This is a genomic window from Knoellia sp. 3-2P3, assembly GCF_029223115.1.
In the GTDB taxonomy this organism is placed as follows: Bacteria; Actinomycetota; Actinomycetes; order Actinomycetales; family Dermatophilaceae; genus Pedococcus_A.
The window spans coordinates 309,020-329,889 of the sequence record NZ_JARGZE010000002.1 but is presented as its reverse complement, the minus strand read 5'-3'; the positions used below and the strand labels follow the sequence as shown (position 1 = coordinate 329,889).

Here is a 20,870-nt window from a genome sequence, read left to right as displayed (position 1 = left end):
GATGTCGGACCTGCGGGTGTCGGACCTTGTGGCCTGTCGGGCCTGACGTGCTCGTCGGCCGCGGTCAGTCTAGGCAGCAGGGCAGCGGATAGGCTCGAGGCCGTGTTGACCATCGGGTTCCCGGCTGCCGCCTTCGGCACCAACTGCTACGTCCTCGCCCCCGGCGCGGGGGAGGAGTGCCTCGTCGTCGACCCCGGCATCGGGATCGAGGAGACCTTGCGCGAGGTGCTCGCCGAGCACCGGTTGCGCCCGGCCGCCGTGCTGCTCACCCACGGCCACATCGACCACGTGTACTCGGTGACGCCGGTCTGCGGCGGTGACACCGCGGCCTACATCCACGCCGACGACCGCTACCGGCTGCACGACGCGCTCAGCATCGCCAACCCCGGCCTCATCGGCATGCTGGAGCAGCAGTTCGGCGCGAAGGCGACCTGGCGCGACCCCGAGAACGTCGTCGACCTCAAGGACCGGCAGAGCCTGGGCCTCGCCGGCCTGGACGTCGAGGTCCTCCACGCGCCGGGCCACACGGAGGGCTCGGTGATGTTCTCGCTGGGCACCGTGCCCCACGGCCTCGAGGAGAGCGCCGGCGTGCGCTCGACGGTGCTGAGCGGCGACGTGCTGTTCGCGGGCTCCATCGGCCGCACCGACCTTCCTGGTGGCGACCACGCGGCCATGCAGCGCTCTCTGCGCGACGTGGTGCTGCCCCTGCCCGACACCACCCTCGTGCTGCCCGGCCACGGCCAGGCGACGACGATGCAGCACGAGCGCTCGACCAACCCCTACCTGCAAGGACTGACTGCGTGAACACCCCCGCACCGCGCGCCGCCAAGGTCACCCCGATCAGCGGCTTCCCCGAGTACCTCCCCGCCGAGCGCATCGTCGAGCAGCACTTCCTCGACGTCATCCGTGAGACGTTCGAGCTGCACGGGTACCCGTCGATCGAGACCCGGGCGGTCGAGCCGGTCGACCGCCTCCTCGGCAAGGGGGGCGACGCCGACAAGGAGGTCTACGGCGTCACCCGGCTCGCCGGTGACGACGACGAGGACGCCGGTGGCGTCGAGTTCGGCCTGCACTTCGACCTCACGGTGCCCTTCGCGCGCTACGTGCTCGAGCACGCCGGCAAGCTGTCGTTCCCGTTCCGGCGCTACCAGATCCAGAAGGTGTGGCGGGGCGAGCGGCCGCAGGAGGGGCGCTACCGCGAGTTCACCCAGGCCGACATCGACGTCGTCGACGTGGGCGAGCTCTCGCCGCACTACGAGGCCGAGATCCCGCTGGTGATGGCCGAGATCTTCCAGAAGCTGCCCATCGGCAGGATGACCATCCAGGTCAACAACCGCAAGATCCCCGAGGGCTTCTACCGCGGCATCGGCATCGACGACGTCACCGGCACACTGCGCATCGTCGACAAGCTCGACAAGGTCGGACCCGAGAAGGTGCGCGCCATGCTCGAGGAGGCGGGCTGCAGCACCGACCAGGCCGAGCAGTGCCTCGCCCTGGCCGCCATCCGCAGCGAGGACCTCGGCTTCGTCGAGCAGGTGCGCGCGCTCGGCGTCGAGCACCCGACCCTCGACGAGGGCCTCGAGGCCCTCTCGCGGGTGATCCGCGCCGGCATGGAGAACGCCCCCGGTGCGCTCGTCGCCGACCTGAAGATCGCCCGCGGCCTCGACTACTACACCGGCACGGTCTACGAGACCCAGCTCGAGGGCTACGAGTCGTGGGGGTCGTTCTGCTCCGGTGGGCGCTATGACGCCCTGGCCTCCGACGGCCGCACCACCTACCCGGGAGTGGGCATCTCGATCGGTGTCTCGCGCCTGCTCGGCCTGCTCCTGGGCAAGGGCCTGCTGAGCGCCAGCCGCTCGACGCCCGCGTGCGTGCTCGTCGCGGTCAACGACGAGGAGGGCCGCCCGACCTCGACCCGGGTCGCCACGGCGCTGCGGGCGCGCGGCATCGCGTGCGAGGTCGCCCCCAAGCCCGCCAAGTTCGGCAAGCAGATCCGGTATGCCGAGCGGCGGGGGATCCCGTACGTCTGGTTCCCGGGGGCGTCCGAGGGCGGGGGAGACCAGGTCAAGGACATCCGCAGCGGGGAGCAGGTCGACGCCCTGGCCGAGTCGTGGCAGCCGCCGGTGGAGGACCTCAGGCCCCGGATCCTGCGGCACGAGGGCTGAGGGCCGGCGGGCGCAGGCCGCTGTCGCGCAGCTCGAGCAGAGCCAGGGCGTGGACGACCTGCGGGTCACGAGCGCGCCAGGCGCCGGTCGGGTCGTCGGAGATCCGCGCCAGCCGGTGCATCGGCTGGGTGGCCATCGCCCGCAGGGCGAAGAGGTCGAGGTCGGCGGAGCTGTCGATGAAGCGCTGCGCCGCCGTCGCGCGGCGGGCGAACCGCAGCCGCAGCAGCCCCCAGATGAGCACGACGATCGTGATCGGCACGAGCGCGGTGACCCAGCCGAGCAGCAGGGCGAGGTCGTTCACCGCGTTGACGAGGTCGGTGCCGGCCTGCTCGATGGTGGTGCCGGCACTGCCGGCCCGCTCGAACGGCTCAGACAGGCGGTCGCCGACCAGGGGCACGTCGCTGACCGCGCGTCCGGCGTCGCCCATCTCGGTGCGGAACCCTGAGCCCGCGCCCTGCAGGGTGCGGCCCGGCCCGGCGAGCTGCTGGGTCGCGTCGTGCACCGCGCGTCCGAGCCAGGCCCACACCGCGACCCAGGCGAAGACCAGGACGTCGGCCACGATCTGGCTGGTGCGGCGCACGGGCAGGTCTGCGTAGAGCTTCATGGGCGAGCCTCTCGTCAGGTTCGGCGGTCGGGGCGCACTGCCGGTCTAGACTCCCACCCGCCCCCGCCGCCCACCTGCTAGGACGTCGCCCTGAGCACCGACACGACCGCCGCGACCGCCGTCGAGCGGGCCGTGCGCGGATGGCTCAACCACCTCGACGTGGAGCGTGGCGTGTCGGCCAACACGCTGAAGTCCTACCGGCGCGACCTCGCGCGCTACACGGCATACCTCGGTGGTCGCGGGGTGACGGACCCCGCGGCGGTGACCGAGGCAGACGTCAGCGACTTCCTGGCGACCCTGCGCGAGGGGAGTGCCGACCACCCGCCGCTGGCGGCGTCGTCGGCGGCACGGACCCTGGTCGCGGTGCGCGGCTTCCACCGGTTCCTGGTGCTCGAGGGCGAAACTGCCCAGGACCCGGCCGGCGCCGTGAGCCCGCCGCGGCCACCCGCCCGGCTGCCCAAGGCGATCAGCGTCGAGGACGTCGAGCGACTGCTCGCGGCGGCCGGCGTGGGCGACACGCCCGCGTCGCTGCGTGACCGTGCGCTGCTGGAGGTGCTCTACGGCGCCGGAGCGCGCATCTCCGAAGCCGTCGGGCTCGACGTCGACGACGTCGACGCGGCGGAGGGTGTGGTGCGGCTGTTCGGCAAGGGCGGCAAGGAGCGTGTCGTGCCGCTCGGCTCGTATGCCGCCGAGGCGCTGTCCTCCTACCTCGTGCGGGGCCGCCCGGCCCTGGCGTCGAGGGGCAGGGGAACGCCCGCGATCTTCCTCAACCAGCGGGGCGGCCGGCTCTCCCGCCAGAGCGCCTGGGCCGCGCTGAGGGCAGCCGCCGAGCGGGCCGGGCTGTCCGGCCACCTGTCGCCGCACACGCTGCGGCACTCCTTCGCCACCCACCTGCTCGACGGCGGCGCCGACGTGCGGGTGGTGCAGGAGCTGCTCGGGCACGCCTCGGTGACGACGACCCAGATCTACACGATGGTGACCGTGCAACGCCTCCGCGAGGTCTATGCCCAGAGCCACCCCCGTGCTCGCTGATAGGGTCTGTGCGATCAGCGAGAGGCTGACCGATCCTGCACGAGCGCACCGGGAGTGAAACGCCTGTGGATTCTGAGGTGACCACGACAGCGGACCGCCGCTCCGACCTCGCGACCGCCACGCTGCCGGGCACCGAGCACGCCGCGGCCGGCCAGGTCGGACCCACCGGACGTCCGATGCCGGACTTCCCGGACCCGGCACCGCTCAGCTCGCACGGGCCGGCCCGGATCATCGCGATGTGCAACCAGAAGGGCGGCGTCGGCAAGACGACGACCACCATCAACCTCGGCGCCGCGCTCGCCGAGGTCGGCCGACGGGTGCTGCTGGTCGACTTCGACCCCCAGGGAGCCGCCTCGGTCGGCCTCGGCATCCGCGTCAACGAGCTCGATGTCACCGTCTACAACCTGCTCGTCGACCGTGGGCACGACGTGCGCGACGTCATCCAGGGCACGCGCACCGAGAACCTCGACATCATCCCGGCCAACATCGACCTCTCCGCCGCCGAGGTGCAGCTCGTCGGCGAGGTGGCCCGCGAGCAGATTCTGGCCCGCGTGCTGCGGCCGGTGCTCGACGAGTACGACGTCATCCTCATCGACTGCCAGCCCTCGCTGGGCCTGCTCACCGTCAACGCCCTGACGGCCGCGCACGGGGTGATCATCCCGCTGGAGTGCGAGTTCTTCGCGATGCGCGGCGTGGCGCTGCTCATCGACACGATCAACAAGATCACCGACCGCCTCAACCCGCGCCTGCAGGTCGACGGCATCCTCGCGACGATGTTCGACTCGCGCACGCTGCACAGCAAGGAGGTCGTGCGCAGCGTCGTCGACCACTTCGGCGACCAGGTGTTCCACACCGTCATCAGCCGCACGGTGAAGTTCCCGGACGCCACCTTGGCGGCCGAGCCCATCACGAGCTACGCGTCCACGCACGGCGCGGCGGCGGCATACCGGCAGCTGGCGCGTGAGCTCATCGCCCGCGGCGGCGCGGCCTGACCGCGTGAGCCAGGAGGCTGCGCCGGTCGACGAGCAGGAGGCTGCGCCGGTCGAGGAGCAGGTCGCGCCGGCGGCGCAGGTCACCCCGGGCGGGGTGCTGACCCGCCGCAGCGCCAGCGCACCCTTCGAGGTGCACCTCGACGTCTTCTCCGGCCCCTTCGACCTGCTGCTCGGGCTGATCTCCAAGCACAAGCTCGACATCACGGAGATCGCGCTGGCCAAGGTCACCGACGAGTTCATCGCCCATATCAAGGCGGCGCAGGCGTCGAACACCGAGTGGGACCTCAGCCAGGCCTCGGAGTTCCTGCTCGTCGCCGCGACACTGCTCGACATCAAGGCGGCCCGTCTGCTGCCGCAGATGAGCCCGCAGGACGAGGAGGACCTCGCGCTCATCGAGGCGCGCGACCTGCTGTTCGCCCGGTTGCTCCAGTACCGCGCCTTCAAGGACATCGCCCGCACGTTCGGTGAGCGGATGGCCACCGCCGGCCGGATGACGCCCCGCCAGGCGGGGATCGAGCCACAGTTCGCGAAGCTGCTGCCCGAGCTGGTCATCACGATCACCCCTGAGCAGCTGGCGATGGTCGCCGCGCGCGCGATGACGCCGAAGGTGGCGCCGACCGTGGGGCTGGAGCACCTGCACGCTCCTGCCGTCAGCGTGCGTGAGCAGGCCACCATCGTCGGGCACCGCCTGCGCCGGGAGCGGGCCTGCTCGTTCCGCTCGCTGGTGGCCGACGCCGACAGCACGCTGGTGATCGTCGCGCGCTTCCTGGCGCTGCTCGAGCTGTTCCGGGAGGCGGCCATCGTCTTCGAGCAGGCGGAGGCACTGGGGGAGCTGACGGTGCGCTGGACCGGTTCCGACGAGGGGGCCATCGAGGTCAGCGACGAGTTCGACGAAGAAGACCAGGCCGATGAGGAGAGCCCCGTCGAGGGGCAGGAGAGCACCGATGACTGACACGCCAGACACACCCGACGAGGCGCAGGAGGGGACCGAGGCGACGCCTGAAGAGCAGATCGCCTTCGACATCAACGACTTCCCCGGGGGCGCCCGCAGCGCCATCGAGGCCGTGATGATGGTCGTCGACGAGCCGATCACCGAGATGGCCCTGGCCTCGGCCCTCGAGCTGCCCGTCGACGACGTGGTCGACCACCTCCACGCGCTCGAGGCGGAGTACGCGCAGGCCAAGCGCGGCTTCACCCTGCGCAGCGTGGCCGGCGGCTGGCGGGTCTACAGCCGCGCCGAGTACGCGCCGGTGGTCGAGAAGTTCCTCCTCGACGGCCAGCAGGCCAAGCTCACCCAGGCGTCGCTGGAGACGCTCGCCGTGATCGCCTACCGCCAGCCGATCTCCCGCTCGCGGGTGAGCGCCGTGCGCGGGGTGAACGTCGACGGGGTCGTGCGCACGCTCCTGACCCGCGGCCTCATCGAGGAGGTGGGTGCCGAGGGGGAGAGCGGCGCCGTCCTCTACGGCACCACCCCCTACTTCCTGCAGCGGCTCGGCCTCGGCACCCTCGACGAGCTGCCTGCCCTTGCCCCCTACCTCCCGGAGGTCGACGTGCTCGACGAGCTCGCAGAACAGGGCCGTTCATGACGCCCCCCAGGTCCCGAGGCGGAGCCGGGTCCGGCAGCGGCAGTGCCGGCCGAGGTGGTGCCGGCGGCCGCGGTGGCGCGGGCGGTCGCGGTGGCGCGGCAGGGGGCCGTGGTCGGCCGCCTGCCGGAGGCGGCCGCGGAGGTGCGTCCGGAGGCGGCCGCGGAGGTGCGTCCGGAGGCGGCCGCCCGTCGGGCGGGCGCGGGAAGCCGCAGCGGTCCGGCTCGGGCACGACCAAGAAGAGCCAGCCGACCCGGCTGCCCCAGCGCCCGCAGACCACCCCGCAGGTCGACGTCCACGACCCCGAGGGCGTGCGGCTGCAGAAGCTGCTGGCCGCCGCCGGGGTGGGCTCGCGGCGGGTCTGCGAGAACCTCATCGAGCAGGGTCGTGTCGAGGTCGACGGCCAGGTCGTCACCGAGCTCGGTGTGCGCATCCGCCCGGACCAGGTGGTGCACGTCGACGGCGTGCGCGTGCAGCTCGACGAGTCGCGCGTCTACTTCGCCTTCAACAAGCCGCTGGGCGTGGTCACGACCATGAGTGACGAGCTCGGCCGGCTGAACATCGGCGACTACGTCGGCAACCGCAACGAGCGGCTGTTCCACGTGGGCCGTCTCGACGCCGACACCGAGGGCCTGCTCATCCTCACCAACGACGGTGACCTCGCGCACCGGCTCCAGCACCCGAAGTACGGCGTCGCCAAGAAGTACCTCGCCCAGATCCACGGCCCGGTGCCGCGCGACCTCGGCAAGCAGCTCCGCGAGGGCGTGGAGCTCGAGGACGGCCCGGCGTCGGTCGACTCCTTCAAGGTCGTCGACTCGATGCCCGGCAAGGCGCTCGTCGAGATCGTGCTGCACGAGGGACGCAAGCACATCGTCCGGCGGCTCATGGACGCGGTCGGTCACCCGGTGCTCACGCTGGTGCGCACGGAGGTCGGCCCGATCCGCCTCGGTGACACCAAGCCGGGCAAGATGAGGGCGTTGACCAAGCAGGAGGTCGGGCAGCTGTACTCGGCTGCTGGACTCTGAGGTCGCCGGGCCACCGCCGTCGGTAGCCTCTGGCGCGTGACCCTGCGCGTCCGCATCGTCGGCACTGGCCTGATCGGCACCAGCCTGGGCATCGCGCTGTCGCGGCGCGGGCACACCGTCACGCTGGCGGACCCGTCGCCGACTGCCGTGGCCCTGGCCCGCGACCTGGGGGCAGGGCGGCTGCCCGACCCCACCGAGGACCCTGAGCTGGTCGTCGTCGCCGCGCCCCCGGACGTCGCCGGCGCGGTCGTGGCCGAGGAGCTGCGCCGGTGGCCGGACGCGGTCGTCACCGACGTCGCCTCGGTCAAGGTCGCCGTGCTGCGCGACGTCGAGGCCGCCGGGGGCGATGTCGCCCGGTATGCCGGCTCGCACCCCATGGCGGGCCGGGAGCGGTCCGGGGCGGTCGCCGCCCGCGGAGACCTGTTCGACGGGCGTGCCTGGGTCGTCGTGCCGCACCACCGCTCGAGCGAGCGAGCGGTCGCGCTGGTCACCCAGCTGGGGGTCGACGCGGGCGGAACCGTGAGCGTGATGAGCCCGCAGGAGCACGATGCGGCGGTCGCCGTCGTCTCGCACGTGCCCCAGGTCGCGGCCAGCCTGGTGGCCAGCCGGCTGAGGTCGATCCCGGAGGCGGCGGCAGGGCTCTCCGGGCAGGGGATCCGTGACGTGACCCGGATCGCCGCCAGCGACCCGCAGCTGTGGACCCAGATCCTGGCCGGCAACGCACCGGCCGTGCGGCGGGTGCTGAGCGACCTGCGCGACGAGCTCACCGAGGTGCTCGGGGCCCTCGAGAACCTCGAGCAGGGGCATGGGGTGGGCGCGCGGGAGGTGCTGGCCCGGATCGTGGCCCACGGCAACACCGGCCACGACCGGATCCCCGGCAAGCACGGCGCCGCGCCCACGACGTATGCCGTCGTCACGGTGCTCGTGCCGGACCGGCCCGGCGAGCTGGCCCGGCTGCTCCACGACGTCGGCGACGCCGGGGTGAATCTCGAGGACCTCCACCTCGAGCACGGCCTGGGGCAGCCGTTCGGGCTCGCCGAGATCTCGGTTCTGCCCGCTGTGGCGGAGCGGCTCGGCGTGGAGCTGCAGGCGCGGGGCTGGCAGCTGCACGGCTGAGACCGCTGTCGACCCTCAGGCGCCGGCGAGCCCGTGAACCTCTCGAGTCCGGTCTTCCCAGGTGAGGGTGATGACGTTGTCGTGCCAGGGGTGCCGTTGTCGTCCGGGCGCTGGGCCGTGAGCACGCCGGGTGGGCGCTCGTCGGGTGGGCGCTCGTTGGGTGGGCGCTCGTCGGGTGGGCAGGAGGGGTGGGGCGGTGGAGTCGTAGGTGTGTCCGGTGGGGGTGGTGGTGCGGGCCCGGTGTGGTGGTGCGTGCGGGTCGGCGGCGGTCGGGCCCGGGTCGGTGGTGACCGCGGACCAGCCGGGGGCCTCCTTGGCGTGGTTGCACGCCGCGCACAGGCCTTGGCCGTTGGGGGCGGTGGTGGGGCCGCCGGCCCGGTCGGGGACCACGTGGTCGGCGTGCCGGATCGGGGCGTCGCACCACGGGGTGCGGCAGGTCTGGTCGCGCAGGGTGAGGAAGCGGCGCAGCTGGCCGTCGAAGACGCGGCGCCGGGAGTCCATCGCGACGAGCTGGTCGCCGGTGGGGGTGGTGAACAGGCGGCGCAGGGTCAGCGCGGCCCCCGCGTCGCTGCAGGAGTCCGCGCAGTCGGCGGTGTCGGTCAGGAGGCGGCGGGCGAACGCGGGCGGCACCGGGTGGCCGCCGGGCAGGGTGGCCGGTTCGTCACCGCCGAGCAGGGTCTCGGCCGGCAGGACGAGCTGGACCTCGATGGGCACCGCGGCGGCGGTGGCCTGACCGGTGAGGCGTTCGACGAGGGTGTCGGCCATGACCTGCCCGGCTCCGCGCGGGTCCGGGGCGGCGCCGTCACCGGTGGCGCGGGCGGCGCCGACCGCGGCGTGCAGGGCGGCGTAGACGGCCACGCCCTGCTCGACCGGCAGCAGCGCGGTCAGGTAGGTCATGGTGTCCGGGGCCGGGCGCAGCGACACGCGCCGGTCGGCGCGGGCCTTGGCGGCCCGCGTGACCACCGAAGCCGCGTCGAACCGCACGGCGAGGGCCTTGGCGCGGGACTCGACCTGCCGGTCGGAGAGGGTGGGCAAGTCCGCGGCGAGCGCGGCATCGACTGCCTGGCGGTCCCCAGCGGACAGGCAGGCGGTCTCGCGGGCGACGATGGTGGCGCGCCACTCGCTGACCCGGCCGTGGCGCAGGTGCTCGCCGGTGTGGGGCAGCTCGGCGTCCAGCGCCCTGGCGAGCCCGAGGTGCCGTGAGCCTCGTGCCGGGGACTCGCGCCGGGCCAGGGCCAGCTGGGCGGCCACCCCCCGACCGCGTTCCCGGGCCGGGACCCCGGCCGCGGCCTGAACCTCGCGCTGCGATGCGTCGAAGGCCACCGCCACGGTGGCTTGGGCGCCGGCGCAGGCGTGCTTGACCGCCTCCAGCAGGCCGAGCTGGTCGACCCGCTCGGCGTCCGATACGGCGGTGGCCAGGCTGGGCAGCCTCTCCAGGAACGATGCCAGGTCCGCCGTCGTCAACGGCGAGGTCGTCAACGGCGCGGTGGTCGGGGGCGTCGTCGTCGAGGGCGCTGTGGTCAGCGACCCCTCACCAGACACCGATTCGAACATGTGTCCAACGCTAGAGGAGGGGTGTGACATCGCTTCCGAGCCCTGCCCTAGGCTCTGCGGAATGAGCAGCGAGCACCTCGTCGTCGCGATCGACGGCCCCTCCGGGTCGGGCAAGTCCAGCGTCTCCAAGGCCGTCGCCCGGGAGCTCGGCGTCGGCTACCTCGACACCGGCGCCATGTACCGGGCCCTCACCTGGTGGTGCCTGGAGGAGGGTGTCGACCTCGACGACCAGGCTGCCGTGGCCCAGGCCGCTCGCGACCTGCCCCTGGAGATGGGCACCGACCCCGCTGCGCCGGGCGTGCGCGTCTCCGGCCGCGAGATCAACGACGACATCCGCACCACCCGCGTCTCGGAGGTCGTCTCCAAGGTCGCCACCAACACCGCCGTCCGTCCGGTGCTCCAGCAGCTGCAGCGCGACCTGATGCAGCAGATCGCCGAGGAGACAGGGGGAGTGGTGGCCGAGGGTCGTGACATCACCACCGTGGTCGCCCCCGACGCCGACGTGCGCATCCTGCTCACGGCGAGCGAGGAGGCGCGCCTACGCCGGCGGTCCAAGGAGCTGCACGGACATGCCGAGGACCACGCCGTCGAGGCCACCCGCGACCAGGTCGTGCGCCGCGACCGCGACGACTCCACCGTCTCGGACTTCACCGAGGCCTCCGAGGGCGTCACGCTCGTCGACACCTCCGACCTCGACTTCGCGCAGAGCGTCCAGGCGGTGCTCGACGTCGTCGCCCGGGCGCGTCCGCAGGCTGGCCGCCAGCAGGCCTGACGGGCGCGTGGTCGGCGGCGGCCGCAACGTAGGGGACAATGGAGGCTGACACCCGCAGCGGTGAGCCGACCGCGAGAGCCCGCTGACCGGCATACCGCCGCGGAACCCACCCCCATCCCGCCTGAAGGAACCCGCTGTGAGCGAGCACCTGACCGACGACACCTCTGTCGAGCGCGCCCTGCGCGCTGGGCTGGAGGAGTTCGACCTCACCGAGGAGGACCGTTCGCTCCTCGAGAGCGAGGGACTCGACGAGGGGTATGCCGCCGAGGCCGGTCCGTTGCCCGTCGTCGCCGTCGTGGGACGTCCGAACGTCGGCAAGTCGACCCTGGTCAACCGCATCCTCGGCCGCCGCGAGGCGGTCGTCGAGGACGTGCCCGGCGTCACCCGTGACCGCGTGGCCTACGACGCGGAGTGGTCCGGACGACGCTTCACGCTCGTCGACACCGGCGGCTGGGAGATCGACGCGACTGGCATCCACCTGCGCGTCGCCGAGCAGGCCGAGGTGGCCGTCGACCTCGCCGACGTCGTGATGTTCGTCGTCGACGCCACGGTCGGCGCGACCGACGACGACGAGGCCGTGGTCAAGCTGCTGCGCCGCGCGGGCAAGCCTGTCGTGCTCGTGGCCAACAAGGTCGACGACCAGCGCACCGAGGCCGACGCCGCTGCCCTGTGGAACCTGGGCCTCGGACAGCCGTGGCCGGTCTCCGCCCTGCACGGCCGGGGGAGTGGCGACGTGCTCGACGCGGTGCTCGAGGTGCTGCCCGACGTGTCGGCCTACGGCGAGGCCTACCAGCGCGGCGGTCCGCGGCGGGTCGCCCTGATCGGGCGCCCGAACGTCGGCAAGTCCTCGCTGCTCAACAAGCTCGCGGGCGAGAACCGGGTGGTCGTCGACAACGTCGCCGGCACCACCCGCGACCCGGTCGACGAGTTCATCGAGCTCGGCGGCAAGACCTGGCGCTTCGTCGACACCGCCGGCATCCGTCGCCGCGTGCACCAGACCCGCGGAGCCGACTTCTACGCCTCGCTGCGCACGCAGACCGCGCTGGAGAAGGCCGAGGTCGCCGTCGTGCTCATCGACGCCGAGCAGAGCATCGCCGAGCAGGACATCCGGGTCGTGCAGCAGGTGATCGACTCCGGGCGTGCCCTCGTCGTGGCCTACAACAAGTGGGACCTGCTCGACGAGGAGCGCCGCTACTACCTCGAGCGCGAGATCGAGCGTGAGCTCGTGCAGATCCCGTGGGCTCCGCGGGTGAACATCTCCGCGAAGACCGGCCGTGCCGTCGAGAAGCTGGTCCCGGCGATCGAGAAGGCCCTCGACTCCTGGGACACCCGGGTGCCCACAGGCCGCCTCAACGCCTTCTTCGGTGAGATCGTCGCCGCCCACCCGCACCCGGTCCGGGGTGGCAAGCAGCCGCGGATCCTGTTCGCCACGCAGGCGAGCACGCGGCCCCCGCGGTTCGTCATCTTCGCCTCCGGGTTCCTCGAGGCCGGCTACCGCCGCTTCCTCGAGCGCCGCCTCCGCGAGGAGTTCGGCTTCGAAGGGACGCCCATCGAGGTGTCGGTGCGCGTGCGCGAGAAGCGCCGCCGCAAGTGACGGCGGGCGCACGGCATACCTGATTTCAAGCAGCGGTATGCCGTGCGCTAGGGTTTCGTTCGCTCCCGCGGGTTTCTCGTGGAAGCGGGTGACAACTGAAGATTCGGGCTGTGGCGCAGCTTGGTAGCGCACTTGACTGGGGGTCAAGGGGTCGCAGGTTCAAATCCTGTCAGCCCGACCGATCGGGGTCGGACCTGTTCACGCAGGTCCGGCCCCGTTCTCATGCCCGCGCCAACCGCGCGCTGAGGAGCATCATGCCTCCGACCGCAGTCTCGGAATGATGGTGGTCGCCACCTCTCGGAAGACCTCGTCCTCGGAGTGGTCCGGGCGCCACGACCCTGGCCAGTAGAGGACGAACTCATCGATCCCGAGAGAACGAAACCTGCCAACCATGTCGGCGAAGTACTCGGGTGACTCCCACGGTGTCAGGGGTGGAAAGCACACCAACGAATGTCGGATCTGCCGCGGGTCGCGGCCGAGTCCGGCGGCGAGGTCGTCGAACCGGGAACACCGCTCCGCCGTGACGCGGTAGAAGTCCTCCTCGGTCACCACGCCGTAGCCTCCCCAGGAGCTCCACCCGTCGGCGTGCTGTGCAGCGATCCGGAGCATCCTGGGGCCGTGAGCAGCGACGGTGATGGGCGGACGCGGCCGTTGGACCGGTAAGGGGACCGTCTCCGCACCCTCACATCGGTAGTAGTCCCCCTGGTATGTCGTCACCTTCTGGCGCAACAGCAGATCGACAACCTCGACGAACTCACGGAACCGTGCCACCCGTTCGGCGGCGTTCAGTGCCACTCCGGCGGCGGGACCTCCAGCCGATGGGTCGCCGACACCCAGTGCCACCTCGACGCGGCCCTGTGTCAGGTGGTCCACAGTCATTGCGGCCTTGGCCAGCGTCACCGGGTGCCGGAAGTACAGGCTCGAGACCAAGGTGCCTACGCGGATGCGATGCGTTTCGGTCGCCATCATTGCCAGCGTGGTTGGGCCGTCGAACATCATGTGTTGCGGTCGGTCCGGCTCCACGACCGTGTCGCAGTTCCACAGGACGTCGAACCCGAGGTCCTCTGCTTCCCTCCACCGATGACGGAGTGTGCCGAGTGGGAGGTGCTGGTACTGGTAGGCGCAGAAGCGCAACGTGGACATACCGGCCTCGCCATCGCGGCAGTGGGTTCCTCAGGCTCATCGTCAGTCCGGCCCTCCGACCGGTCAAGACGGCGAACGTAGCCGTCTGCCGATCTAGGCCGTTGAGGATCAAGGTGGCGCTCCGCGCAGCCAGGCCCCGGAGCGCCCGCGCCGCGGAGCGTGGCCCGCAGAACCGCACGTTGGCGTGGGGCCCAGCTCGCGGTCACGGTCCCTTCACGTCGTGGGGGAGGATGCGCACCCCGGCGCCGTCTCCGGAAATCTGGCGTGTGCTGCCGTCGGCCTCGGGCTTGGCGGCCTTCCCGTCGAGGTAGCGCCGCATCTCGACGCTCATCCGGTTGGGGCGGCTGTGCTCGTAGGTCGGCTCGGCCGTGTTGGCCACCGGGCTCGGGGGCTTCGTGCCCACGGCCGCGCTCGAGGAGGTGGTTGCCACCGCCCCCAGGCCGAAGCCGGCCGTGGCGGCGACGGCTGCGGTGACAACCAGGGAGCGGGCAGACGATGACAGGTTCATGGTGGTGTCCTTGTGGTTTGGGCGACCTCGTGCCGCCGTGGCACACCACGTTCTGGCATCTGGACCAGCCCTCACAGGCACCCTAGGTGGAGGGAAGCCCCACCTCGACCGGCTGCACCGGCGGTGTGGCGGGGCTCCGCGAAGGGCGCCTCAAGACGTTGGGGGAGAAGGCCATCGCCCAGGTCCATGCCCCGGATAGGCTGCGCGGAGTCGACAGTCGGGTAACGGTCAAGCAGGGGGAACGGTGGGCAGCATGTGGGTCGCGGAGGCGAACGACCAGATGGCTCTCCTGGAGGGCACAGGGTCCACGCTGGTCCTTCTGGCCGTCGTGGTCAGCTGGATCGTCGTGGCGCTGGTCGCCTACTGGGTCATCCGGCTGGCCGTGCGTCACGCGCTCCGGGACGTCAGCGGGTCCTCTTCGAGTCGGTCCGAGGGCCAGGGCTAGCGTGTAGACGGTCGCCAGACCGTGCACCCTCACAACGAGCGGGCGGGGCGCAGGAGCCGTCGCCGTCAGGGCCGCCAGCCGGCTGGGGGGTCCTCGCCGACCACGCCGTCGACGGCCTCGCGCAGCAGGTCCGCGTGCCCGGTGTGCCGCCCGTACTCCTCGATGAGGTCGCAGAGGAGCCGGCGAAGGCTGGCGTGCGTGCCGTCCGGAGCGGACACGTGCACGGGCTGGTCGAGGCCGCCGTCAGCCAACGCGGCCTCGACGCGGGCCCGCGAACGCTCCACGGCGCCGTCCCACAGGGCATACAGCTCCTCGGGGGTGTCGTCGGCGGCGGAGGTGAACTCCCAGTCGTTGCTGCCGTCCCAGCCGAAGGACTCCCACGGCTCGCCCATCGGTTCGCCCCGCATCTTCGCGGTGAAGTGGTAGTCCTCGACGGCGGCGAGGTGTTTGAGCAGTCCGCCGAGGGTCAGCGACGACGCGCCGACCCGGGTCTGCAGGCCGGCGGCGGTCAGGCCCCCGGCCTTCCAGCGGAAGGTGAAGCGGAGCCGGTTGAGCGCACCGAGCAGGTGCTCCTCCTCGCTGCCGGCCAACGGCGGTTCCCAGGGCTCAGGCGTCCAAGAGGTGTCAGTGGTCGTCATGACACGACCCTAGGACCGGTTCCGGACACACCGTGGCAGGAACTTCCGCTTCGCTCAGCGGCTGAGGAACGCCAGCACCCGCTCGCGCAGCAACGCATCGGCGTCGGGGTCGTAGGAGGGGAGCGAGCTGTCGGCGAAGAGGTGCCGTTCGCCGGGGTAGAGAAACAGTTCCGCGTCCTGGGCCTCGGCGACGAGCGCCCGCGCCGCGTCGATGTCTCCGTCGTCGACGAAGAACGGGTCGGCGTCCATCGCGTGCACCTGGACGGGCACCCCCGCCGGCCAGGCGGAACCGAACTCGGAGACCGGCAGACATGCGTGCAGCAGCAGCGCACCGCGAACACCCGGGCGCGTCTGCGCGAGCTTCTGGGCCGCCATCACCCCCAGCGAGAACCCCGCATAGACCACCTCGGCGGGCAGGGCCTCGGCGGCGCGCACCCCGCGCTCGAGCACCTCGCCGAAACCCACCTCACCGGCATACCCGACGCCCGCCTCGACGGTGTCGAAGGTCCGTCCCTCGAAGAGGTCGGGGGTGTGCACGGTGTGACCTGCCTGGCGCAGCGCGTCGGCGAAGGCGAGCACGCCGGGCGTCAGTCCCTGCGCGTGGTGGAACAGGACTACCTCGGCCATGCTGTCGCCCCCTGGTCGGCTGTGATCCGGCTCCTGACCCTAGCCATCACGGGAGGCGGCCGCCATCCGTTCGACCGCCTCGCTCAGGATGCTCGGCGAGGTCGCGAAGTTCAGCCGCGCATGGCCGGCGCCGCCGGTGCCGAAGTCGGGGCCGCGGCTGAGCGCCACCCTGGCGCGCTCGCGGAATTGGGCCGTCGGGTCGTCGCCGAGCCCCAGGGCCCGGCAGTCGAGCCAGGCCAGGTAGGTGCCCTCGGGGACGCGGTAGCCGATGGCGGGGAGCCGGTCGGCCAGCAGGTCGCGCAGCAGGTGGCGGTTGCGGTCGAGCCCGGCGAGCAGGGCGTCGAGCCAGGTGTCGCCCTCCTGCAGCGCGGCGGCCTGGGCGATCGAGCCGACGTGGCTGGCGCCGTAGGCAACCTCCTCAGGCATGGCGGCGAGCTCGTGGGCGGCCTCGTCACCGGGGATGACGACCGCCGACGTCAGCCCGGCCAGGTTGAAGCCCTTGCTCGCGGAGAAGACCGAGAACGCCACCGAGCCCACTGGCAACGAGAGGTAGGGCACGAACCGGTGCGGCGCATGCACCAGCGGCGCGTGGATCTCGTCGACCACCACCCGCACCCCGTGCTCGGCCGCGAGCCGACCCACCGACGTCAGCTCCTGCGCGGTGTGCACCGCGCCGGTGGGGTTGTGGGGGCTGGCCAGGAGGTATGCCGCGCGGCCGCCCCCGCGCGTGGCGTCGCCGAAGGCCTCCGCGAGGGTGGCGAGGTCGATGCGCCCTTCCTCGGTCAGCGGCGCCTCGACGACCCTCCGGCCGAGGTTGCGCACGAACGCGTAGAACGGCGGGTAGACGGGGCAGTTCACGACGACGGCGTCGCCGGGATCGGTCAGCAGGCGCAGCACCTCGCTGATCCCCAGCATGACGTTGGGCACCAGCCTGGCCCTGGCGGGCTCGAGCGACCAGCCCCACCGGCGCTCGGCGAACCCGGCCACGGCCTCGGTGTAGTCGCGCGCCCAGGGGTAGCCGGTGTCGCCCAGCGCCATCGCCTCGGCGACCGCGGAGACCACGGGCTCGGGCGGGAGCACGTCCATCTCAGCCACCCACAGCGGCAGCACGTCGTCGCCGTGGAGTCGCCACTTCAGCCCCCTCCGTCGGCGCAGGTCGGAGAGGGTCGGCGCCAGCAGCGGGTCGTCCATGTCGTGACTCTACGGAGTCGGGCGAGCCGGGTACGGCAGGCCGTGCCCCAGCGCATAGGCTCTTGTCCGTGGCACGTGAGGGCGAGCAGACGATCAGCCCGGGGGAGGCGGCCGTCTCCGACCGCGTGCTCACCCTGCCCAACGTGCTGTCGGTGCTGCGCCTGATCGGCGTGCCGGTCTTCCTCTGGGCGATCCTCGCCGAGCACGACGTCATCGCCCTCGTCACGCTCATGCTCTCCGGGGTCAGCGACTACCTCGACGGCAAGATCGCGCGCCACTTCGGACTGGTCTCGCGCGTCGGGCAGCTGCTGGACCCCCTGGCCGACCGCCTGTACATCGCCACCACGCTCTTCGGCCTCGCCTGGCGGGACGTGATCCCGTGGTGGCTGGTGGCCGTCCTCGTGAGCCGAGAAGTGCTGCTGGCAGCCGTGCTCGCCGTGATCAAGCGCTACGGGCAGACCGGCCTGCCGGTGCACTTCGTCGGCAAGGCCGCCACCTTCAACCTCCTCTACGCCTTCCCGCTGCTCCTCCTCGGGGAGGGCCAGAGCACCTTCGCGGAGTGGGCCCTGCCCGTGGGCTGGGCCTTCGCCTGGTGGGGCACCAGCCTGTACTGGCTGGCCGGCGTCATGTACATCGTCCAGGCCCGGCAGGTCGTCCTGAGCGCGCGCGCGGCGTCGGTGCCCGGATGACGCCTCCCACCTCGCACCGCGTCCCCGAGCAGCAGACCACGCTCCCCGGGCGGCGCCCCGACGAGTCGATGACCCTGCTGACCTCGATGATGGAGCGGCCCCTCGACCCGGGGTATGCCGCGGCGGCCGAACGGCGCGCGGCAGCAGGACTTCCGCCGGCCACCAGCACCCGCACGCCTGCCGTCCTCGTCGCCGCCATCGTGCTCGGGCTGCTCTTCGCGGTGGGCGCCGTGTCCCTGCGCCAGCGCGACGCGGCCCCGTCCCGGGCCCGCGCCGAGCTCGTCGAGCAGATCGAGGCTCGGCGCGTCACCGCCGACCAGAGCGCCCAGCGGGTGCAGGCCCTGCAGGGCGAGATCGACCGGCTCCAGGCGAGCGCCCTCGGTGGCGAGGGTGGGCTGTCGGGGCGGCTGTCGTCGCTGGCCCTCGTCTCGGGGGCGACGGCCGTGACCGGGCCCGGCCTGACCATCACCCTCGACGACGCCCGTGGCGGCGACAGCGGCAGCGCCGACGGCGACCCCCGCACCCAGGGGGACAACGACGAGGGCAGGGTGCTGTCCAAGGACCTCCAGATCGTCACCAACGGGCTGTGGGAGGCCGGCGCCGAGGCCATCGCCATCAACGGCCAGCGCCTCACCGCCCGCTCGGCGATCCGCTTCGCCGGGGAGGCGATCCTGGTCAACTACCGGCCGCTCACCCGCCCCTACGTCATCACCGCCCTCGGCTCGCCGGACCTCGAGGTGAACTTCGCCGACACGGCGGGTGGCTCCTACGTGCGTGCCCTCGAGGACAACTACGGGGTCCGTGTCACGATGGCCGGGTCGGAGCGCCTGAGCGTGCCTGCCGCCACCTCCCTCACCACGCGCTACGCGTCCGTGCCAGGGAGCGCCTCGGCGACCGGCGCGCCGACCACCGGGACACCGACCACCGGCGCCCCTCCCACCGGGACACCGACCACGAGCACCTCGCCCACCACCACGACCAACACCACGGAGCCAGCACAGTGATCCCGGTCCTCGGCCTCATCGGCGGCATCCTCATCGGCGTCTTCCTGCAGCCGGAGGTGCCGCTCTGGCTCCAGCCGTACCTGCCCATCGCCGTGATCGCGGCGCTCGACGCCGTCTTCGGCGCCGTCCGGGCGGTGCTCGACGGCATCTTCAACGACAAGGTCTTCGTCGTCTCGTTCCTCGCCAACGTGGTCGTCGCCGCGTTCATCGTCTACCTCGGCGACCAGCTCGGCGTCGGCTCCCAGCTGTCCACCGGCGTCGTGGTCGTCCTCGGCGTCCGCATCTTCTCCAACGTCGCCTCGATCCGCCGACACCTGTTCCACGCATGAGCAACCCGACCGAGCCCACCCAGCCCACCCAGCCCACCGAACCCGGCGGCGCGCCGACACCGCCCGGCGACGAGCCCCGTCCGCAGGGCTCCTGGCGGGCCATGTTCCGGATGGCCCGGCCCCGAGCCACCCGGGCCAACCTCTTCGCCGCCCTGCTGGCCATCGTGCTGGGGTTCGCCCTGGCCACCCAGGTGCAGCAGACCCAGGAGCAGGGGCTGGAGCAGCTGCGCGAGGACGAGCTCGTGCGCATCCTCGACGACGTCACGCAGGACGCGGCCCGACTGGGCAACGACGCCCGGGCGCTCGAGCTGACCCGCGACCGGCTGGCCAGCGGCGCGGACAACAGCGCGGAGGCACTCAGGGCCGCCCAGGAGCGGGTCGACACCCTCGGCATCCTCTCGGGCAGCGCCCCTGCCGAGGGTTCGGGCATCGTGCTCACCATCGACGACCCGGCGGGCAAGGTCACCAGCGCCCTGCTGCTCGACGCCCTCCAGGAGCTGCGCGACGCCGGCGCCGAGGCCGTGCAGATCGGCTCGGTCCGCGCGGTGGCCAGCACCTACTTCTCCGACACCCCGGACGGCATCGAGGTCAGCGGCGTGCCGGTGAAGTCGCCCTACGTCATCACGGCGATCGGCGGCAGCGCCACCATGGCGTCCGCCATGGACATCCCCGGCGGTGTCAACGAGTCGGTGCGACGGCTCGGCGCGGTCTCGACGGTGGACCAGCGGGACTCGGTCTCCATCACCGCATTGCACACCCTCGAAGAGCCTCAGTACGCTCGCCCCGTCCCTGGCCCCGCAGGCCGCTGACCAGCACGACGAGCACCACCCGCAGCACGACCCACGCACCCACTCTCGACGAGGAGAACCATGAGCGAGCTGGAGTACCCCGAGGACCTGCGCTACACCGCCGAGCACGAGTGGGTGCGCGCCGGCGACGGCGGGGTGGTCCGGGTGGGCATCACCTCCTTCGCCCAGGACGCCCTCGGCGACGTCGTCTACGTCAGCCTCCCGACGGTGGGCGACACGGTCGCGGTGGGCGACGCGTGCGGCGAGGTGGAGTCGACAAAGTCGGTCAGCGACCTCTACGCCCCGCTCGCCGGCGAGGTGACCGCGGTCAACGAGGCCCTGGACGCCACACCCGAGCTGGTGAACACCGACCCCTACGGCGAGGGCTGGATGTACGAGCTCAAGGTCGACGACCTGGCCGCCGTCGAGGGGCTGATGGACCCGGCCGCCTACCGCGACCAGCTCGGCTGAGCCGGACCGCTCGCCGCGACGGCACGCCGCAGCGCGTGCCGGTCAAATTCCTGCGGCAAGGCGGAAGCATCACCTACCTTTTGTGTTTTGCTAGAAGCGCGCACGAGACACCAGACGAGGAGCCCGGTAGATGACTGGCAGCGAGCACGAGGAGCAGGCCTCCCGCGCCCACGAGCCCACGACGATGCGCCTTCCTGGCATCAGCGGCCTGGAGCAGATCGAGACCGGGGCCGAGGCGGAGGTCGCCCTCAGCAAGGCTGACCAGGCGACCGTCGACGCGCTCCGCACGGGCACGGCGCTCCTCGTGGTGCTGCGTGGCCCCAACACCGGCGCGCGCTTCCTCCTCGACGATGACGAGGTGGCCTCGGGCCGCCACCCGGACAGCGACATCTTCCTCGACGACGTCACGGTCTCGCGCAAGCACGCGGTGTTCCGCCGCGAGGGCGACACCTTCGTGGTGCGCGACGTGGGCTCGCTCAACGGCACCTACGTCAACCGTGAGCGCATCGACGAGGTCGCGCTGCAGACGGGCGACGAGGTGCAGATCGGCAAGTTCCGCCTGGTGTTCTACGCGGGCAAGGGCTGAACCCCCACCGCCGG

Annotated in this window: 24 protein-coding genes and 1 tRNA gene; 18 read left to right on the top strand and 7 right to left on the bottom strand. The window is 72.1% G+C overall.

The window, feature by feature from the left end:
- Positions 1-102 precede the first annotated feature (102 nt).
- Together P0Y31_RS06990 and hisS are read left to right on the top strand one after the other, a co-directional pair.
- Positions 103-804, top strand: a complete 702-nt coding sequence (locus tag P0Y31_RS06990; RefSeq protein WP_275867733.1) for an MBL fold metallo-hydrolase — start codon at positions 103-105, stop codon at positions 802-804.
- Positions 801-2,165: a histidine--tRNA ligase gene (gene hisS / locus P0Y31_RS06985; protein WP_275867730.1), complete on the top strand. Its 1,365-nt coding sequence runs from the start codon at positions 801-803 to the stop codon at positions 2,163-2,165. Before P0Y31_RS06990 ends, hisS begins: the two co-directional genes overlap by 4 nt.
- On the opposite strand, the gene P0Y31_RS06980 is transcribed toward hisS, so the two are convergent.
- A complete protein-coding gene (locus P0Y31_RS06980) occupies positions 2,134-2,769 on the bottom strand; it encodes a hypothetical protein (RefSeq protein ID WP_275867728.1) in 636 nt (211 codons plus the stop codon). The genes hisS and P0Y31_RS06980 overlap by 32 nt on opposite strands.
- A 132-nt stretch (positions 2,770-2,901) precedes the next feature.
- Here P0Y31_RS06980 and xerD point away from each other — a divergent pair, with 132 nt between their 5' ends.
- From xerD to P0Y31_RS06950, 6 genes are all read left to right on the top strand, one after another.
- Positions 2,902-3,801, top strand: coding sequence for a site-specific tyrosine recombinase XerD (gene xerD / locus P0Y31_RS06975; RefSeq protein WP_275867726.1), 900 nt, complete (start codon positions 2,902-2,904; stop codon positions 3,799-3,801).
- Between the two features lie 176 nt (positions 3,802-3,977).
- Positions 3,978-4,793, top strand: a complete 816-nt coding sequence (locus tag P0Y31_RS06970; RefSeq protein WP_275868896.1) for an AAA family ATPase — start codon at positions 3,978-3,980, stop codon at positions 4,791-4,793.
- A gap of 94 nt (positions 4,794-4,887) precedes the next feature.
- Entirely contained in the window at positions 4,888-5,745 is an 858-nt protein-coding gene (locus P0Y31_RS06965) for a ScpA family protein (RefSeq protein ID WP_275868894.1), read from the top strand.
- Positions 5,738-6,379: an SMC-Scp complex subunit ScpB gene (scpB, locus tag P0Y31_RS06960; RefSeq protein WP_275802937.1), complete on the top strand. Its 642-nt coding sequence runs from the start codon at positions 5,738-5,740 to the stop codon at positions 6,377-6,379. Before P0Y31_RS06965 ends, scpB begins: the two co-directional genes overlap by 8 nt.
- Positions 6,376-7,401: a pseudouridine synthase gene (locus P0Y31_RS06955; RefSeq protein ID WP_275867723.1), complete on the top strand. Its 1,026-nt coding sequence runs from the start codon at positions 6,376-6,378 to the stop codon at positions 7,399-7,401. Before scpB ends, P0Y31_RS06955 begins: the two co-directional genes overlap by 4 nt.
- Before the next feature lie 36 nt (positions 7,402-7,437).
- Entirely contained in the window at positions 7,438-8,517 is a 1,080-nt protein-coding gene (locus tag P0Y31_RS06950; RefSeq protein ID WP_275867720.1) for a prephenate dehydrogenase, read from the top strand.
- 15 nt (positions 8,518-8,532) lie between these two features.
- Here the strand turns inward: P0Y31_RS06950 and P0Y31_RS06945 are convergent, their stop codons facing one another.
- Positions 8,533-10,071, bottom strand: coding sequence for an HNH endonuclease signature motif containing protein (locus P0Y31_RS06945; protein ID WP_275867717.1), 1,539 nt, complete (start codon positions 10,069-10,071; stop codon positions 8,533-8,535).
- 61 nt (positions 10,072-10,132) lie between these two features.
- Between P0Y31_RS06945 and cmk the strand changes: the two genes are divergently transcribed.
- The 3 genes from cmk (at position 10,133) to P0Y31_RS06930 (ending at position 12,615) form a co-directional block, all read left to right on the top strand.
- Entirely contained in the window at positions 10,133-10,843 is a 711-nt protein-coding gene (gene cmk, locus P0Y31_RS06940) for a (d)CMP kinase (protein ID WP_275867715.1), read from the top strand.
- A 136-nt stretch (positions 10,844-10,979) separates the two neighbouring features.
- On the top strand, positions 10,980-12,437 hold the full coding sequence (gene der / locus P0Y31_RS06935) for a ribosome biogenesis GTPase Der (protein WP_275867713.1): 1,458 nt from the start codon (positions 10,980-10,982) through the stop codon (positions 12,435-12,437).
- 104 nt (positions 12,438-12,541) lie between these two features.
- A tRNA-Pro gene (locus P0Y31_RS06930) sits at positions 12,542-12,615 on the top strand.
- A gap of 74 nt (positions 12,616-12,689) precedes the next feature.
- On the opposite strand, the gene P0Y31_RS06925 is transcribed toward P0Y31_RS06930, so the two are convergent.
- Positions 12,690-13,580 (bottom strand): LLM class flavin-dependent oxidoreductase, encoded by an 891-nt coding sequence (locus tag P0Y31_RS06925; RefSeq protein ID WP_275867710.1) that lies wholly within the window; start codon positions 13,578-13,580, stop codon positions 12,690-12,692.
- A 202-nt stretch (positions 13,581-13,782) separates the two neighbouring features.
- Positions 13,783-14,088 (bottom strand): hypothetical protein, encoded by a 306-nt coding sequence (locus P0Y31_RS06920; RefSeq protein ID WP_275867709.1) that lies wholly within the window; start codon positions 14,086-14,088, stop codon positions 13,783-13,785.
- Between the two features lie 253 nt (positions 14,089-14,341).
- On the opposite strand from P0Y31_RS06920, the gene P0Y31_RS06915 reads away from it, so the two are divergent.
- Positions 14,342-14,533, top strand: a complete 192-nt coding sequence (locus tag P0Y31_RS06915; RefSeq protein ID WP_275867707.1) for a hypothetical protein — start codon at positions 14,342-14,344, stop codon at positions 14,531-14,533.
- 65 nt (positions 14,534-14,598) lie between these two features.
- On the opposite strand, the gene P0Y31_RS06910 is transcribed toward P0Y31_RS06915, so the two are convergent.
- The 3 genes from P0Y31_RS06910 to P0Y31_RS06900 are packed head-to-tail and all read right to left on the bottom strand — an operon-like array spanning position 14,599 to position 16,989.
- Entirely contained in the window at positions 14,599-15,171 is a 573-nt protein-coding gene (locus tag P0Y31_RS06910; RefSeq protein ID WP_275867706.1) for a DUF664 domain-containing protein, read from the bottom strand.
- A gap of 54 nt (positions 15,172-15,225) precedes the next feature.
- Positions 15,226-15,798, bottom strand: coding sequence for a dienelactone hydrolase family protein (locus P0Y31_RS06905; protein ID WP_275867704.1), 573 nt, complete (start codon positions 15,796-15,798; stop codon positions 15,226-15,228).
- Between the two features lie 39 nt (positions 15,799-15,837).
- Entirely contained in the window at positions 15,838-16,989 is a 1,152-nt protein-coding gene (locus P0Y31_RS06900; RefSeq protein WP_275867702.1) for an aminotransferase class I/II-fold pyridoxal phosphate-dependent enzyme, read from the bottom strand.
- Positions 16,990-17,057: 68 nt separating this feature from the next.
- Here P0Y31_RS06900 and P0Y31_RS06895 point away from each other — a divergent pair, with 68 nt between their 5' ends.
- From P0Y31_RS06895 to P0Y31_RS06870, 6 genes are all read left to right on the top strand, one after another.
- Positions 17,058-17,678 (top strand): CDP-alcohol phosphatidyltransferase family protein, encoded by a 621-nt coding sequence (locus P0Y31_RS06895; protein WP_275867700.1) that lies wholly within the window; start codon positions 17,058-17,060, stop codon positions 17,676-17,678.
- Positions 17,675-18,682 (top strand): DUF881 domain-containing protein, encoded by a 1,008-nt coding sequence (locus P0Y31_RS06890; protein WP_275867698.1) that lies wholly within the window; start codon positions 17,675-17,677, stop codon positions 18,680-18,682. The genes P0Y31_RS06895 and P0Y31_RS06890 overlap by 4 nt, the downstream gene beginning before the upstream one ends.
- Positions 18,679-19,011, top strand: a complete 333-nt coding sequence (locus P0Y31_RS06885) for a small basic family protein (protein WP_275867696.1) — start codon at positions 18,679-18,681, stop codon at positions 19,009-19,011. The genes P0Y31_RS06890 and P0Y31_RS06885 overlap by 4 nt, the downstream gene beginning before the upstream one ends.
- Positions 19,008-19,820 (top strand): DUF881 domain-containing protein, encoded by an 813-nt coding sequence (locus tag P0Y31_RS06880; protein ID WP_275867694.1) that lies wholly within the window; start codon positions 19,008-19,010, stop codon positions 19,818-19,820. Before P0Y31_RS06885 ends, P0Y31_RS06880 begins: the two co-directional genes overlap by 4 nt.
- A gap of 60 nt (positions 19,821-19,880) precedes the next feature.
- Positions 19,881-20,270, top strand: coding sequence for a glycine cleavage system protein GcvH (gcvH, locus tag P0Y31_RS06875; RefSeq protein ID WP_275867692.1), 390 nt, complete (start codon positions 19,881-19,883; stop codon positions 20,268-20,270).
- 130 nt (positions 20,271-20,400) lie between these two features.
- Positions 20,401-20,856 (top strand): FHA domain-containing protein, encoded by a 456-nt coding sequence (locus P0Y31_RS06870; protein WP_275811307.1) that lies wholly within the window; start codon positions 20,401-20,403, stop codon positions 20,854-20,856.
- Positions 20,857-20,870 lie beyond the last annotated feature (14 nt).